Genomic DNA, 15,335 nt, shown 5'->3' with positions numbered 1-15,335 from the left:
ATTCTCTGGGCCCTCTGACCGGGCCCTGACCCACCAGACAAGGAAGGGTTGGATATGACGAAATATGATGAAAACTGGGTCGCGGCCGAAGAAGCCAAGCGCCAATGGGTCGCCGAAAACGGCATGTACCGGGCCGAGGATGAACATTCCTCCTGCGGCGTTGGTCTTGTCGTGTCCCTGGACGGCAAGCCGAGCCGCAAGGTGGTCGAATCCGGTATCACCGCGCTGAAAGCGATCTGGCACCGCGGTGCGGTCGACGCCGACGGCAAGACCGGCGACGGCGCGGGCATCCACGTGCAGATCCCGGTGCCCTTCTTCTATGACCAGATCCGCCGCACCGGACACGAACCGCATGCCGACCGCCTGATGGCCGTCGGCCAGGTGTTCCTGCCGCGCACCAATTTCGGCGCACAGGAAACCTGCCGGACCATCGTCGAATCCGAAGTCCTGCGGATGGGCCACCACATCTATGGCTGGCGCCACGTGCCGGTCGATATTTCCTGCCTTGGCGAAAAGGCCAACGCAACCCGGCCCGAGATCGAACAGATCCTGATTTCCAACGCCAAGGACATCGACGAGGAAGCGTTCGAACGCGAACTCTACGTGATCCGCCGCCGGATCGAAAAGGCCGCCGCCGCCGCGGGTATCGGCAGCCTCTACGTCTGTTCGCTGTCCTGCCGCTCGATCATCTACAAGGGCATGATGCTGGCTGAACAGGTGGCCGAATTCTATCCCGACCTGAAGGACGAACGGTTCGAATCCGCCTTCGCGATCTATCACCAGCGTTATTCGACCAACACCTTCCCCGAATGGTGGCTGGCGCAGCCGTTCCGCATGCTGGCCCATAACGGCGAAATCAACACGCTGAAGGGCAACGTGAACTGGATGAAGAGCCATGAGATCCGCATGGCTTCCAGCGCCTTCGGCGACCTGGCCGAAGACATCAAGCCGATCATCCCGTCGGGGTCGTCGGATTCGGCAGCGCTGGATTCGGTGTTCGAGGTGCTGGTCCGCGCCGGCCGCAACGCGCCGATGGCGAAAACCATGCTGGTGCCCGAAAGCTGGTCGAAGCAGGCCAAGGAACTGCCCGACGCCTGGCGTGACATGTACAGCTACTGCAACTCCGTCATGGAACCCTGGGACGGTCCCGCCGCGCTGGCGATGACCGATGGCCGCTGGGTCTGCGCCGGTCTGGACCGTAACGGTCTGCGCCCGATGCGCTACGTGGTGACCGGGGACGACCTGCTGATCGCCGGGTCCGAAGCGGGCATGGTCCCCGCCGATGAGGCGACGGTGAAGGAAAAGGGCGCGCTTGGCCCGGGTCAGCTTCTGGCCGTGGACATGCAGGAAGGCCAACTGTTCCACGACACCGAGATCAAGAACAAACTGGCCGCCAGCCAGCCGTTCGGCGACTGGGTCGGCAAGATCAACGATCTGGACGAAGCCCTGTCCGGGCTGACCGAAAAGCCGGTCTTCTCCGGGTCGGAACTGCGCAAGCGCCAGATCGCGGCCGGTTACACGCTTGAGGAGTTGGAACAGATCCTGGCGCCGATGGCCGAGGACGGCAAGGAAGCGCTGGCTTCGATGGGTGACGACACCCCGTCGGCGGTTCTGTCCAAGCAATACCGCCCGCTGAGCCACTTCTTCCGCCAGAACTTCTCTCAGGTGACCAACCCGCCGATCGACTCGCTTCGTGAATACCGGGTGATGTCCCTGAAGACCCGTTTCGGCAACCTGAAGAACGTGCTCGACGAAAGCTCGGCGCAGACCGAAATCCTGGTGCTGGAAAGCCCCTTCGTGGGCAATTCCCAGTGGGCGGAACTGGTGCGCCAGTTCAACGCCGACCTGGTGGAGCTGGATTGCACCTTCCCCGCCGGAGCCGGTGCCGGCGCGTTGCGCGCCCATCTGGAGCGGATCCGCAACGAGGCCGAGGATGCCGTGCGCTCCGGCGCCGGTCACCTTGTGCTGACCGACCAGAACCAGCGCGAAGACCGGATCGCGATGCCGATGATCCTGGCCACCAGCGCGGTGCATTCGCACCTGACCCGCAAGGGCCTGCGGACCTTCTGTTCGCTGAACGTGCGGTCTGCCGAATGTATCGACCCGCACTACTTCGCGGTGCTGATCGGCTGCGGCGCGACCGTCGTGAACCCCTATCTGGCCGAGGACAGCCTGGCCGACCGGATCGAACGCGGTCTGCTTGACGGCACCCTGACCGAAGCGACCCGGCGCTATCGCGACGCCATCGACCAGGGCCTGCTGAAGATCATGGCCAAGATGGGTATCTCGGTGATTTCGTCCTATCGCGGCGGCCTGAACTTCGAAGCGGTGGGCCTGTCGCGTGCCATGGTGGCGGAATTCTTCCCCGGCATGACCTCGCGCATTTCCGGCATCGGTGTCAGCGGCATTCAGAAGAAGGTCGAAGACGTCCACGCCGAAGGCTGGCGCGGCGGCCGCGACGTGCTGCCGATCGGCGGCTTCTACAAGGCGCGGAAATCCGGCGAAACCCATGCCTGGGGCGCGCAGACTATGCACCTGATGCAGCAGGCCTGTAACCGCGCGTCGTTCGAGCTGTGGAAGCAGTATTCGGCCAAGATGCAAAGCAATCCGCCGATCCACCTGCGCGACCTGATGGATTTCAAACCGCTGGGCAAGCCGCTGCCGATCGAAGAGGTCGAATCGATCACCTCGATCCGCAAACGCTTCGTGACGCCGGGCATGTCGCTGGGCGCGCTGAGCCCCGAGGCGCATAAGACGCTGAACGTGGCGATGAACCGGATCGGCGCCAAGTCGGATTCCGGCGAGGGCGGTGAAGATCCGGCACACTTCGTGCCGGAACCCAACGGCGACAACCCGTCGGCCAAGATCAAGCAGGTGGCGTCGGGCCGTTTCGGCGTGACCGCCGAATACCTGAACCAGTGCGAGGAACTTGAAATCAAGGTGGCCCAGGGCGCCAAGCCCGGTGAAGGTGGTCAGCTGCCCGGCATGAAGGTCACCGACCTGATCGCCCGTCTGCGCCATTCGACCAAGGGCGTGACGCTGATTTCGCCGCCGCCGCACCACGATATCTACTCGATCGAGGACCTGGCGCAGCTGATCTATGACCTCAAGCAGATCAACCCGCGCTGCAAGGTGACGGTGAAGCTGGTCGCGTCTTCGGGCGTTGGCACCATCGCCGCCGGCGTGGCCAAGGCCAAGGCCGATATCATCCTGATTTCCGGCGCCAATGGTGGCACCGGCGCGTCGCCCGCGACTTCGATCAAGTTCGCCGGTCTGCCGTGGGAAATGGGCCTGACCGAGGCGCATCAGGTTCTGGCGATGAACAACCTGCGCGAACGGGTGACGCTGCGGACCGATGGCGGTCTGCGCACCGGCCGCGACATCGTCATGGCCGCCATGATGGGCGCCGAGGAATACGGCATCGGCACCGCCGCTCTGATCGCGATGGGCTGCATCATGGTGCGTCAGTGTCAGTCGAACACCTGCCCGGTGGGCGTCTGCACCCAGGACGAAGCCCTGCGCGGCAAGTTCACCGGCAACGCCGACAAGGTGGTCAACCTGATCACCTTCTACGCCCAGGAAGTGCGGGAAATCCTCGCTTCCATCGGTGCGCGCAGCCTCGACGAGGTGATCGGCCGGGCCGACCTGCTGAGCCAGGTCAGCCGCGGATCTGCGCATCTGGACGATCTGGACCTGAACCCGCTGCTGCTGATGGTCGATGGCGTGAAGGACATCACCTATGACCGCAACAAGCCGCGCAACGCGGTGCCCGATACGCTGGACGCCGAAATCGTGCGCGACGCGCAGCGGTTCCTGGAAGACGGCGAAAAGATGCAGCTGTCTTACGCGGTGCAGAACACCGACCGCACCGTCGGCACCCGCACCTCAAGCCACATCGTCAAGAATTTCGGCATGCGCAACGCATTGCAGCCGGATCACCTGACGGTGAAGCTGACCGGGTCCGCTGGCCAGTCGCTTGGCGCCTTCGCGGCACCGGGTCTGAAGCTGGAAGTGTCGGGCGATGCCAACGACTATGTCGGCAAGGGCCTGTCGGGCGGCACCGTGGTGGTGCGTCCGCCGATGGCCAGCCCGCTGGTCGCCGAGGACAACACCATCATCGGCAACACCGTTCTTTACGGTGCGACCGACGGGTTCCTGTTCGCGGCGGGCCGCGCCGGGGAACGTTTCGGGGTCCGGAATTCGGGCGCGAACGTGGTGATCGAAGGCTGCGGTTCGAACGGTTGCGAATACATGACCGGCGGCGTGGCCGTGATCCTGGGCTCGATCGGCGCCAACTTCGGCGCGGGCATGACCGGCGGCATGGCCTATCTCTATGATCCGGAAGGTCAGGCCGACACCATGATGAACATGGAAACGCTGGTGACCTGCCCGGTGACCGTGCCCTACTGGCACGATCAGCTGAAGGGCCTGATCGAACAGCACCTGGCGGAAACCGGTAGCCGCAAGGCCGCCGAAATCCTGCAGCACTGGGATAGCGAGTTGCAGAACTTCGTCCAGGTCTGCCCGAAGGAAATGCTGATCCACATTCCGCACCCGCTGAGCCTCGAGGAAAAGGCGGTTCCGGCGGAATAAGCCCGGATTAGAGACGAAAAACAGAACGGCGGCCTTGCGGGGCCGCCGTTTTTCTTTGCCTCAGACCTCAGCCAGCCCGACGACGTAATTCTTGCCGTAGACCTCGGCGCATTTCGGGCAGGTGGTGTAGAAGAACCAGACCTCGCCATCTGTCTTGCCGCGCGCGGCGGCCATCTGCTTCATCTCGTCATACCAGTCCTTGGCCTCCTTGTAGGGGCCTTCGAACACCTTGGTGATGAAATCCCCCGACAGGGTCACCATTTCTTCTTCCGGTACCGGGTGCGGCGCGGCGAACAGATGTTCGGATGTCCAGGGCGACAGATCGCGGCTCATCACGATGGTGTCGTCGGGATCGAAGCCGCCGGAGGATTCGAAATGCTCCTGAACCCGGGAAAACACCTTTCCCATGTTCACCGGCACATGCATCACCGACTTGGTTTCGGCCCGTACGAAGGGCTTGTCTTCGAAATGCAGTTCCACCCCGTCCCAAACCTCGGGATGGAAGCGCGGGCAGCATCCGGTGGGGTTGTCGTCCATGTCGTAGTGCGGCAGTTGGTTGGTCTTCATCGCAGAACTCCTTTGCAGCATGCCGAAGGAATAGGGGGACTTGCGAAGCGCTGCCTTGATTTGGGGCAAAACCAACAGAGCCCTTTTCTCAACCCCGGCCCGCGCCTATAGCTGGAACATGGCAGGCAAGACCCGGACATCGAGGAAGAAAACCAAGGCGAAGAAGCAGCCGATCCGGCCCATCCGCTGGCTGGCGCGCTGGAGCCTGCGCGCGCTGATCGTGGTCTGGGGCCTGTCGATGGTCTGGATCGCCACTTATGCCTTCGTCAATCCGCCCGTTACGATCTACATGAAGCAGGAAGAAAACCGGCTTGGCGGGATCAAGCGGCAATGGGCCGACCTGGAAGACATCGCGCCGGTGATGGCGCGGTCGGTGGTGGCGGCGGAGGATGCCAATTTCTGCAGCCACTGGGGTTTCGACATGGCGGCGATCCGCGCCGCGATCGAAGACGGCGCGACGCGCGGCGCCTCGACGATCAGCCAGCAGGTGGTGAAGAACACTTTCCTCTGGCATGGCCGCAACTGGCTGCGCAAGGCGCTGGAAACCGCGATGACGCCGATGGTCGAACTGGTCTGGACCAAGCGCCGCATCGTCGAGGTCTACCTGAACGTGGCGGAATTCGACGAGGGCGTGTTCGGCGTCGAAGCGGCGGCGCGGCACTATTTTGGGGTGAAGGCGGCCGACCTGACACCGGTGCAGGCGGCGCGGCTGGCGGCGATTTTGCCCTCGCCCAAGGCGCGTTCGGCCTCCAAGCCCGCCGAATTCGTGCGGCGGCGCGCCGCAACGATCCTGGACGGGGCGGAAACGATCCGCCGAGACGGCCGCGCCGCGTGTTTCGAGGATTGAAAATCCACGCCCAAGCGGGCATTCAAAGGAACGCCCGTTCCCGCTAATCAGAGATCCGAGTGCCGATGGCCAAGCTGTACCATTTCCCCCTGTCCCCGTTCTGCCGCAAGGTCCGCCTGTGCCTGGCCGAAAAGCGCATCGAATGCGAATTGGTCGAGGAACGTTACTGGGAACAGGATACCGATTTCCTGCGCCGCAACCCCGGCGCCAAGGTGCCGGTGCTGCGGCTGGACGGCAAGACGATGGCCGAAAGCGGCGCCATCATCGAATATCTCGAAGAAGTCTATCCCGACCCGCCGCTTTTGCCGCGCACGCCCGATGAACGGTACGAGGCGCGCCGCTTGGCCGCGTGGTTCGACGACAAGTTCCATCACGAGGTGACGTCGAAACTGCTTTACGAGCGGGTCAACAAGAAGGTGATGGGGCTGGGATACCCGGATTCGAAGAACGTGAAAGCCGGGGCGCAGAAGATCAAGTATCACCTCGATTACATGGCGTGGCTGCTGGATCAGCGCCGCTGGCTGGCGGGCGACACGATGAGCATCGCCGATTTCGCCGCCGCCGCGCATCTGTCGGCGCTCGATTACATCAGTGACGTGGATTGGAACCGCCACGCGGTGGTCAAGGATTGGTACGCCAAGATCAAGTCGCGCCCGGCCTTCCGGTCGATCCTGGCCGACCAGATTCCTGGCTTCCCGCAGCCGGCGCATTATTCCGACCTGGATTTCTGATCGCGGGCTTGTTTGGGGGCGCTGCCCCCGTCGCCCCCTGGGCGACTCCCCCGGGGATATTTAGGAACAGAAGAAGATGGGAGTTGCGCTGAAACAGAGACTGGTGGAGCGGGCCTTTGAAGAGGGGTTCGATGCCTGCCGGATCTGTAGGCCCGGCGACATTCCGCAGGTGCCCGAACGTTTGGGCGCGTTTCTGCAGGCGGGGCGGCACGGGCAGATGGGATGGCTGGAGGACCGGGCGGAATGGCGCGGCAACCCGGCGGCGCTGTGGGGCGAGGCACGATCTGTCATCATGCTGGCCGAAAGCTATACGCCCGAGCACGATCCGCTGGAGATTCTGAAGCACCCGGACCGGGGCGCGATTTCGGTCTATGCCCAGAACCGCGATTATCACGACCTGGTCAAGAAACGGCTGAAGCGGCTGGCGCGCTGGCTGATCGCCGAGGCCGGCCAGACCGGGCCGGACGAGGTGCAGGTCAAGGTCTTCGTCGACACCGCGCCGGTGGCGGAAAAGCCGCTGGGCCAGGCGGCGGGGCTGGGATGGCAGGGCAAGCATACCAATCTGGTCAGCCGCGAATTGGGCAGCTGGTTCTTCATCGGGTCGATCTTCACCACGCTTGAATTAGACACTGATCCAGCCGAATCCGACCATTGCGGCACCTGCACGGCCTGCCAGGACATCTGCCCGACGCGGGCCTTTCCGGTGCCCTATCAGCTCGATGCACGGCGCTGCATTTCCTATCTGACCATCGAACATCACGGCCCGGTGGACGAAGACCTGCGGGCACTGATGGGCAACCGCATCTATGGCTGCGACGATTGCCTGGCGGTGTGCCCGTGGAACAAGTTCGCGACGGAGGCGCGCGAAATGCGCTACCACGCGCGCGATGAGTTGAAGGCGCCGAAGCTGGCGGAACTGGCAAGCTTTGACGATGCCGGGTTCCGCGCGTTCTTTTCCGGCAGCCCGATCAAGCGGATCGGGCGTGACCGGTTCGTCCGTAACGTGCTTTACGCCATCGGAAATTCCGGCCTGCCCGATCTGTTGCCGGTGGCGCAGCGCCTGACCGGGGATACGGATGAAACCGTGGCCGACGCCGCCCGCTGGGCGGTGGCGCAGCTGAACACGAATGCGGGATCGGCGTGAAACGGGGCTTTGCTTTCGGGCAATTTGCGCCATCTTAGCAGGGCGAAACAGGACGGGAGGGCCGAGATGCCGAAATATGAGAAAAACCCCGATGTGGTGGCGAACCTGACGCCGGAACAGTTCTGGGTGACGCAGGAAAGCGGCACCGAACGGCCGGGATCGGGCAAGCTGCTGCGCAACAAGGAACCCGGGATTTATGTCGACGTGGTGTCGGGCGAGCCGCTGTTCGCCTCCTCCGACAAGTACGAATCCGGCTGCGGCTGGCCCAGCTTCACCAAACCGATCGAGCCCGCCAATATCGCCGAATTGAACGACACCAGCCATGGCATGGTGCGGACCGAGGTGCGCTCGACCCACGGCGACAGCCATCTGGGCCATGTGTTCAACGACGGCCCGCCGGATCGCGGTGGGTTGCGCTATTGCATCAACTCGGCCTCTCTGCGTTTCATCCATCGCGATGACATGGCGGATGAAGGCTATGGCGATTACCTGGACCAGGTGGAGGAAGTCTGATGGAAGAACGCGCTGTATTGGCGGGGGGCTGTTTCTGGGGCATGCAGGATCTGATCCGCAAGCTGCCGGGGGTGATCCGCACCCGCGTGGGCTATACCGGCGGCGACGTGCCCAACGCGACCTATCGCGATCACGGCACCCATGCCGAGGGGATCGAGATCATCTTCGATCCCGAAAAGACCAGCTACCGCAAGCTGCTGGAATTCTTTTTCCAGATTCACGACCCGACCACGGTGAACCGGCAGGGCAATGATATCGGTCTGAGCTATCGCTCGGCGATCTATTACGTCGACGAGGCGCAGAAGGACTGCGCCTTGGACACCATCGCGGATGTGGAGGCCAGCGGCCTGTGGCCCGGCAAGGTGGTGACCGAGGTGGAACCGGTGGGCGATTTCTGGGAAGCGGAGCCGGAACATCAGGATTACCTGGAACGGCTGCCCACTGGCTATACCTGCCATTTCGCGCGGCCCGATTGGGTGCTGCCGCGGCGATAACAGACCCTAATCCAGCGGAAAACGGGCGCCCTACGGGGCGCCCGTTGCAGTATCAGAAGCGGAAATTGACCTTGGCCGCGGCCGTGGTCGTTTCAATATCGGTGCCCGATCCGTTGAAGTTGTCGAAGGCGTGGTACAGCACTTCGCCGCCGACCGACACTTTGTCGGTGATCATGTGCTCATAGCCGATCCCGGCGAAATAGCCGTTATCTTCACCAAGCCCTGCCAGCGAGGTCCGCGCCAGACCGCCGGTGGCGTAAAGCAGCCCCTGGCCCAGGTCGTAACCGGCGCGCAGTTTCAGCCGGCCGATGCCTTCCATCGATTCGCCGCCGCCCAGGTCGATGTCGGAATAATCGTAGTCGATTCCGGCACCCAGAACGAACTGGCCGAAATCGTAATCATAGCCCAGGCTCAGCCCGCCGATGAGATCGTCGCCGCTGAGCGCCGCGCCGCCCGAGCTGCTGACATCGGCATAGCCGAGGCTCAGACCGCCATAGGCGCCGGTCCAGTCGCCGCCGGTCGACACGACCGGGGCAGGGGCGATCATGGGTTCCACCGGCGCCGGGGTCGGCGATCCGGCGAAGGCGGGGGCGGCGATCAGCGCGGCACCAAGCGTGGCGAGGCTCAATCGTTTGACAGTCATATCCAGTTCCTTTCGTTCTGGTTTTTGCACAGGGTCGGGTGACCCCATGCGTGTCTGAACGAACGACAATCTGGATCGCGCCGGCAAAAAGTAAACCGATCAGTTCATTTTCGGCCAAAGGCCGCCGATGACCTTCCGTCAGGTCGGCCAGTTTTAGCCGAACAGGTCGCAATAGGTTTCGCGCAGCGCCTTCTTCTGCACCTTGCCCATCGTGTTGCGGGGCAATTCTGGCACGAACAGGATTTCCTTGGGCTGTTTGAACTTGGCAAGGTCGCGTCCGGTCACCGCCTTGATCTGCTCCAGCGTCAACTCGGGGTCTTCCTTGACCACCGCCGCGACGACCGCTTCGCCGAAATCGGGATGCGGCACGCCGATCACGGCGCTTTCCAGCACGCCGGGAATGTCGTCGATCAGGCTTTCCAGTTCCTTCGGGTAGACGTTGAAGCCGCCGGTGATGATCAGATCCTTGGCGCGCCCGACGATGGTGACATAGCCGTCGGCATCCCGCGTGGCCAGGTCGCCGGTGATGAACCACCCGTCCGGGCGCAATTCCTCGGCGGTCTTTTCCGGCATCTGCCAATAGCCCTGGAACACGTTGTCGCCGCGCACCTCGATCACGCCGATTTCGCCCTGCGCGACTTCCTTACCGTCGTCCACGATGCGCAACTCGACCCCGGGCAGCGGGAAACCCACGGTGCCCGCGCGGCGTTCGCCGTCATAGGGGTTCGAGGTGCTCATGTTGGTTTCGGTCATGCCATAGCGTTCGAGGATGCGATGGCCGGTGCGCTGTTCCCATTTTTCATGCGTGTCGACCAGCAGCGGCGCCGATCCGGAGATGAAAAGCCGCATGTTTCGAGACTGTTCCAGCGTCAAACGCGGATTGTCGAGCAGACGGGTATAGAAGGTCGGCACCCCCATCAGCGCGGTCGATGTCGGCATCGCGTCGAGAATCGCCTCGGCGTCGAACTTCGCCAGGAACACGACCGAGGCCCCGGCCAGCAGGCTGACATTGGTGGCCACGAACAGCCCGTGAGTGTGGAAGATCGGCAGCGCGTGGATCAGCACGTCGTCGGCGGTGAAGCGCCACAGCTCACGCAGGCTTTCGGAATTCGACGCCAGGTTCTTGTGGCTCAGCATCGCACCCTTGGACCGGCCCGTGGTGCCCGAGGTGTAAAGGATCGCCGCCAGGTCATCGGCCCCGCGCGCGACCGGCTGGAATGCAGGGTCGGCGGCGGGCAGATCGTCCATCAGCGTGCCCGCGCCGTCTTTGTCCAGCGTGAACACCGTGGCCTCGCCCGCCAGCGGGGCCAGTTCTTCGACCCGGCCCGGATCGCAGACCAGGATGCGCGGCGTCGCGTCGGTGACGAAATAGGCCACTTCAGACCCTGTATAGGCGGTATTGAGCGGCAGGAAGATACCGCCGGCCAGCACGGTGCCAAGGTACAGCTCGACCGCTTCCAGTGTCTTGTCCACCTGAACCGCGACCCGGTCACCCGGCTGCAACCCGGCGGCGGTCAGTTTTTGCGCCAGCCTTTGCGCGCCCTCGAAAAGCGCGGCATAGGTCACATCCGGCAGGCCGGGGCGGGTGGCGAAAACCTTGTCCGGCGTGGTGGCGGCCCCTTGGGCCAGGCGGCTGATAAGGTAATTGGCGTCGAACATGTTCCCCCCGATCCTGTTGTATTCTGCAAACTCGTCATGACGTTTTCGCATGGTTTTTCGCAAGTGCAAGGGCTGGACCTTTTTCCTTAACCCGTTCAGCATCGCCGCAACCCGAAGGGAGACCCCCATGAACCCGGCGAAGGGCATTATTTTCAAACTCGGCTCGGTGCTGATGTTCATCACCATGTCGGCTGTGATCAAGGCGACCTCAGGCCATGTGCCGCCGGGCGAGGCGGTGTTTTTCCGCTCGCTTTTCGCCATGCCGGTGATCTTCGGCTGGCTTTGGCTGCGCGGCAATCTGCGGACCGGGCTGAAGGTGGCGTCGCCCATGGGGCATTTCTGGCGCGGCTTCGTCGGCACCGCCGCGATGGGCATGGGTTTTGCCGGTCTCGGCCTGCTGCCGCTGCCCGAGGTGACCGCGATCGGCTATGCCGCGCCGCTGCTGACGGTGATCTTCGCGGCGATGTTCCTGGGCGAAAAGGTGCATCTGTTCCGGCTGACGGCGGTGGGGCTGGGGCTGGTCGGGGTTCTGATCGTGATCGAACCGCGGCTGACCCTGTTTGCTGGGGAAACGGTAGAAACCACGCAGGCGCTTGGCGCCGCCTTCGTGCTGATGGGGGCGGTGTTTGCCGCGCTGGCGCAGATACATGTGCGCAATCTGGTGCGCACCGAACAGACCTCGGCCATCGTGTTCTTCTTCTCGCTGACCTCGACCACGCTGTCGCTGCTGACGCTGCCCTTCGGCTGGGTCGTGCCGGAAGCGCGCGAGGCGGTCTTGCTGATCGCGGCGGGGCTGCTGGGCGGGCTGGGGCAGATTTTCCTGACCTCGGCCTATCGCTTTGCCGGGGCCTCGGTGGTGGCGCCGTTCGATTACGCTTCGATGCTGTTCGCGCTGCTGATCGGTTATTTCGTCTTTGCCGAGGTGCCGACCCAGCAGATGCTGCTGGGCGCGTCTTTGGTGATCCTGGCAGGGGTGCTGATCATCTGGCGCGAACACGCGCTTGGGATCAAACGCGCCAAGGCGCGGTCGGGGATGACGCCGCAGGGCTAAAGGGCGAAAGAGCCTTATTAGAGACTGTATTTGGGGGCACCCGGCCCGAAGGCCGGGCCTATCATTTCCCGGTCAGCGCCGCATAGGCATATCCCGGCGCCATCAGCATCCGGCGGTGACGGCCCAGCGGGAACCGCCCCGGCACATCGCGCAGCAACGCGGGGTAAAGCCGATCCGGTTCCTTGCCCTGCGCGATATCGCCCAGCAGCGCCCCCGCATAGGATCCCATCGCGACCCCGTTGCCGTGATAGGCAAAGCCCACGAAGGCGCCGGGCAGTTCCGGGATCGGCCCGACATAGGGCGCGCCCTTCAGCGAAAAGGCCAGAACGCCGTTCCAGTTATAGGGCGATTCCACATGGGCCCAGGCCGGGAAGGCCTGTTCGAACTGTTTCCGGGTGCGTCGGTGCAGCGCCACGTCGGATTGCGGCGACGATGTCAGCCCGCCGCGCATCCCGAACAGGAACTGCCCGTTCGGCATCAGCCGGAAATAATGCAGGAAGGTCTGATGGGTGTACGCCATCTGATCGCTGCTCCACCCGGCGCGAATCTCGTCCGGTTTCAGCGGCCTCGTGACCAGGACGTTGGATTGCAGCGGCATGTAGCGGCTGCGCATCCAGCCCGGCACATCCTCGGAGGAATAGCCGTTGGTGGCGAAGATCACCTTGTCGGCCTGCACGCTGGCCTCGGGCGTCTGCAGGGCGAACCCGCCCTGGTCGCGCTTGACCGACAGGATCGGGCTGAGGCCGTGGATCGTGACCCCCGCCGCCAGGCAGGCGCGGGCCAGACCGTCGGAATATTTGCGCGGGTTCAGACCGAACCCGTTGGGCATGGTCAGCCCGCCGAAGAATCGCCCGCGCATCCCGTGCCCGGCCAGTTCTTCGCGTTCGATCAGCTCGGTCTTGAAGCCGTAAGCAGTCTCTAACTCGGCCTGTTCGTGGCGCAACCCGCGCATCGCGGCGGGGGTGTGGGCCAGGATGGTTTCGCCCTTTGAATGGGTGTCGGCATCGGTGCCGGTCCGGTCGAGGAAGCCGCGCACCTGTTCGATCGCGGCGATTTCTGTGGCGCACCAATCGAGCAACCCCTGCTGGCCGTGCCGTTTGGCGATCATCTTGAACGGCAGCTTGGTGCCGCCCAGGCAGCAGAACCCGCCATTGCGGGCCGAGGCACCCCAGCCGGGGCTTTCAGCCTCGAACACGGCGACCGCGTGGCCCGCCTGCGCCAGCTTCAGCGCCGCGTTCAGCCCGGTGAAACCGGCGCCGATCACCGCGTATTCGGTGCGGACCGAGCCGCGCGCCGGCGGCATCTGGTCGGCGGCAATTGTGCTTACCCCCCAGAAACAGCTTTTGCGCGGTTCCGGGCCGTAAGCATAGTCAGACATGATTCGTTGCATCAGCTTTGTGCCGCTTCCTGTTCTTCCTGCTTCTGCCGCACCACCGACCGTTTCGAGATCAGCGAGGCAGAGATCACGCCGACGGTCACGATCGCGATCATGATGGTCGACAGCGCGTTGATTTCGGGGCTGACGCCCAGACGCACCGCCGAGAAGATCTTGATCGGCAGCGTGGTGGCCGACGGGCCGGAGGTGAACGACGCGATCACCAGGTCATCCAGCGACAGGGTGAAGGCCAGCAGCCAGCCGGAAATCACCGCCGGGGCGATGATCGGCAGGGTGACCAGACGGAAGCTCTGCATCGGGGTGCAGCCGAGGTCGAGCGCCGCTTCTTCCAGCGATTTGTCGAAGCTGACCAGCCGCGACGACACCACCACCGACACGTAGCACATCGAAAAGGTCGTATGCGCCAGGACGATGGTCAGGATACCGCGATCCAGCCCGATACCGATGAACAGCAGCAGCAGCGACAGGCCGGTGATCACTTCGGGCATCACCAGTGGCGCATAGATCATGCCGGAAAACAGCGTCCGGCCGAAGAACCGGCCGCTGCGCACCAGCACATAGGCCGCCATCGTGCCCAGCACCGTTGCGATGGTCGATGAAAACACCGCCACGCGGAAGGTGACCCAGGCCGCGTCGAGGAAGGCTTCGTTCTGGACCAGCTCGCCATACCACTTGGTGGAAAACCCGGCCCAGACCGTGACCAGCTTCGAGGCGTTGAAGCTGTAGATCACCAGGATCACCATCGGCATGTAGAGGAACACGAAACCGAGCGTCAGCGAGGTGGCGTTGAACCATGTGAACCGTCTCATTGATCCGCCTCCCGCGCTTTTTGTTCGTTCCGCTGGAACAGGATGATCGGGATGATCAGGATCAGCAGCAGCACCACCGCCACCGCGCTGGCCACCGGCCAGTCCCGGTTGGAGAAGAATTCTTCCCACAACACCTTGCCGATCATCAGCGTCCCCGATCCGCCCAGCAGCGACGGGATGACGAATTCGCCAAGCGCCGGGATGAAGACCAGGAAACAGCCCGCGATGATGCCGTTTTTCGACAGCGGGATGGTCACCAGCCAGAAGGCCGACAGCCGCGAACAGCCCAGGTCCTCGGCCGCCTCCAGCAGGCTGCTATCGAGCTTTTCCAGCGCCGCGTAGATCGGCAGGATCATGAAGGGCAGATAGGTATAGACGATGCCGATATAGACCGCCGTGGGCGTGTTCATGATGTGCAGAGGTTCCGAAATCACCCCGAGCCACAGCAGCAGCTGGTTCAGCAATCCTTCATTCCCCAGGATTCCCATCCAGGAATAGACCCGGATCAGGAAGCTGGTCCAGAACGGCAGGATCACCAGCATCATCAGCGTCGGGCGCCATTCATCCGGCGCCTGCGCCATGCCGTAAGCGATGGGGTAGCCCACCATCAGGGTCAGCACCGTCGACAGGGCGGCGATCTTCAGGCTGGACAGGTAGGCCTTCCAATACAGGTCGTCCTGGGTCAGCCAGACGAAGTTTTCGAAATCGAGCTTGGACAGGAAATCCTTGAACCCGGCCCAGCCCTGGGTCAGGTCGAGCGTGGGATTATAGGGCGGGATCGCCAGCGCCGTGTCGCTGAGCGAGATTTTCAGCACGATCACGAAGGGCACCAGAAACAGCGCCAGCAGCCAGATATAGGGGGCAGAGATGAGGAAGAAGCGTCTCATC

The 15,335-nt window shown here is 63.4% G+C and carries 13 protein-coding genes; 7 read left to right on the top strand and 6 right to left on the bottom strand.

The window, feature by feature from the left end:
• The first annotated feature begins 54 nt into the window (after positions 1–54).
• Entirely contained in the window at positions 55–4,593 is a 4,539-nt protein-coding gene (gene gltB, locus GR167_RS08075; protein WP_160972958.1) for a glutamate synthase large subunit, read from the top strand.
• A 60-nt stretch (positions 4,594–4,653) separates the two neighbouring features.
• On the opposite strand, the gene GR167_RS08070 is transcribed toward gltB, so the two are convergent.
• A complete protein-coding gene (locus GR167_RS08070) occupies positions 4,654–5,160 on the bottom strand; it encodes a hydrolase (RefSeq protein ID WP_160972957.1) in 507 nt (168 codons plus the stop codon).
• Positions 5,161–5,278: 118 nt separating this feature from the next.
• Here GR167_RS08070 and mtgA point away from each other — a divergent pair, with 118 nt between their 5' ends.
• From mtgA to msrA, 5 genes are all read left to right on the top strand, one after another.
• Positions 5,279–6,007, top strand: coding sequence for a monofunctional biosynthetic peptidoglycan transglycosylase (mtgA, locus tag GR167_RS08065; RefSeq protein ID WP_160972956.1), 729 nt, complete (start codon positions 5,279–5,281; stop codon positions 6,005–6,007).
• A 65-nt stretch (positions 6,008–6,072) separates the two neighbouring features.
• The gene (fzlA, locus tag GR167_RS08060) at positions 6,073–6,738 is read left to right on the top strand and encodes an FtsZ-binding protein FzlA (protein ID WP_160972955.1); all 666 of its coding nucleotides are present in this window, start codon (positions 6,073–6,075) and stop codon (positions 6,736–6,738) included.
• A 76-nt stretch (positions 6,739–6,814) separates the two neighbouring features.
• Positions 6,815–7,882, top strand: a complete 1,068-nt coding sequence (gene queG, locus GR167_RS08055; RefSeq protein WP_160972954.1) for a tRNA epoxyqueuosine(34) reductase QueG — start codon at positions 6,815–6,817, stop codon at positions 7,880–7,882.
• 66 nt (positions 7,883–7,948) lie between these two features.
• On the top strand, positions 7,949–8,395 hold the full coding sequence (gene msrB, locus GR167_RS08050) for a peptide-methionine (R)-S-oxide reductase MsrB (RefSeq protein WP_160972953.1): 447 nt from the start codon (positions 7,949–7,951) through the stop codon (positions 8,393–8,395).
• Positions 8,395–8,889, top strand: coding sequence for a peptide-methionine (S)-S-oxide reductase MsrA (gene msrA / locus GR167_RS08045; protein WP_160972952.1), 495 nt, complete (start codon positions 8,395–8,397; stop codon positions 8,887–8,889). The genes msrB and msrA overlap by 1 nt, the downstream gene beginning before the upstream one ends.
• Positions 8,890–8,941: 52 nt before the next feature.
• Here msrA and GR167_RS08040 read toward each other — a convergent pair whose 3' ends face one another.
• Positions 8,942–9,532 carry an outer membrane protein gene (locus GR167_RS08040; protein WP_160972951.1) on the bottom strand — a complete coding sequence of 197 codons (591 nt, stop codon included), beginning with the start codon at positions 9,530–9,532 and terminating at the stop codon, positions 8,942–8,944.
• Positions 9,533–9,685: 153 nt separating this feature from the next.
• Positions 9,686–11,191, bottom strand: a complete 1,506-nt coding sequence (locus tag GR167_RS08035) for a malonate--CoA ligase (protein WP_160972950.1) — start codon at positions 11,189–11,191, stop codon at positions 9,686–9,688.
• Between the two features lie 127 nt (positions 11,192–11,318).
• Here GR167_RS08035 and GR167_RS08030 point away from each other — a divergent pair, with 127 nt between their 5' ends.
• The gene (locus GR167_RS08030; RefSeq protein WP_160972949.1) at positions 11,319–12,242 is read left to right on the top strand and encodes a DMT family transporter; all 924 of its coding nucleotides are present in this window, start codon (positions 11,319–11,321) and stop codon (positions 12,240–12,242) included.
• 61 nt (positions 12,243–12,303) lie between these two features.
• Here GR167_RS08030 and GR167_RS08025 read toward each other — a convergent pair whose 3' ends face one another.
• From GR167_RS08025 to GR167_RS08015, 3 genes are read right to left on the bottom strand one after another with little or no spacing between them, the layout of a single operon-like run.
• On the bottom strand, positions 12,304–13,620 hold the full coding sequence (locus GR167_RS08025; RefSeq protein ID WP_235915883.1) for an NAD(P)/FAD-dependent oxidoreductase: 1,317 nt from the start codon (positions 13,618–13,620) through the stop codon (positions 12,304–12,306).
• Positions 13,621–13,631: 11 nt separating this feature from the next.
• The gene (locus GR167_RS08020) at positions 13,632–14,447 is read right to left on the bottom strand and encodes an ABC transporter permease (protein WP_160972947.1); all 816 of its coding nucleotides are present in this window, start codon (positions 14,445–14,447) and stop codon (positions 13,632–13,634) included.
• The gene (locus GR167_RS08015; RefSeq protein WP_160972946.1) at positions 14,444–15,334 is read right to left on the bottom strand and encodes an ABC transporter permease subunit; all 891 of its coding nucleotides are present in this window, start codon (positions 15,332–15,334) and stop codon (positions 14,444–14,446) included. Before GR167_RS08015 ends, GR167_RS08020 begins: the two co-directional genes overlap by 4 nt.
• Position 15,335 lies beyond the last annotated feature (1 nt).

This window comes from Thalassovita mangrovi (assembly GCF_009857745.1).
GTDB lineage: Bacteria > Pseudomonadota > Alphaproteobacteria > Rhodobacterales > Rhodobacteraceae > Thalassobius > Thalassobius mangrovi.
This window is presented reverse-complemented; position numbering and strand designations above follow the sequence as displayed.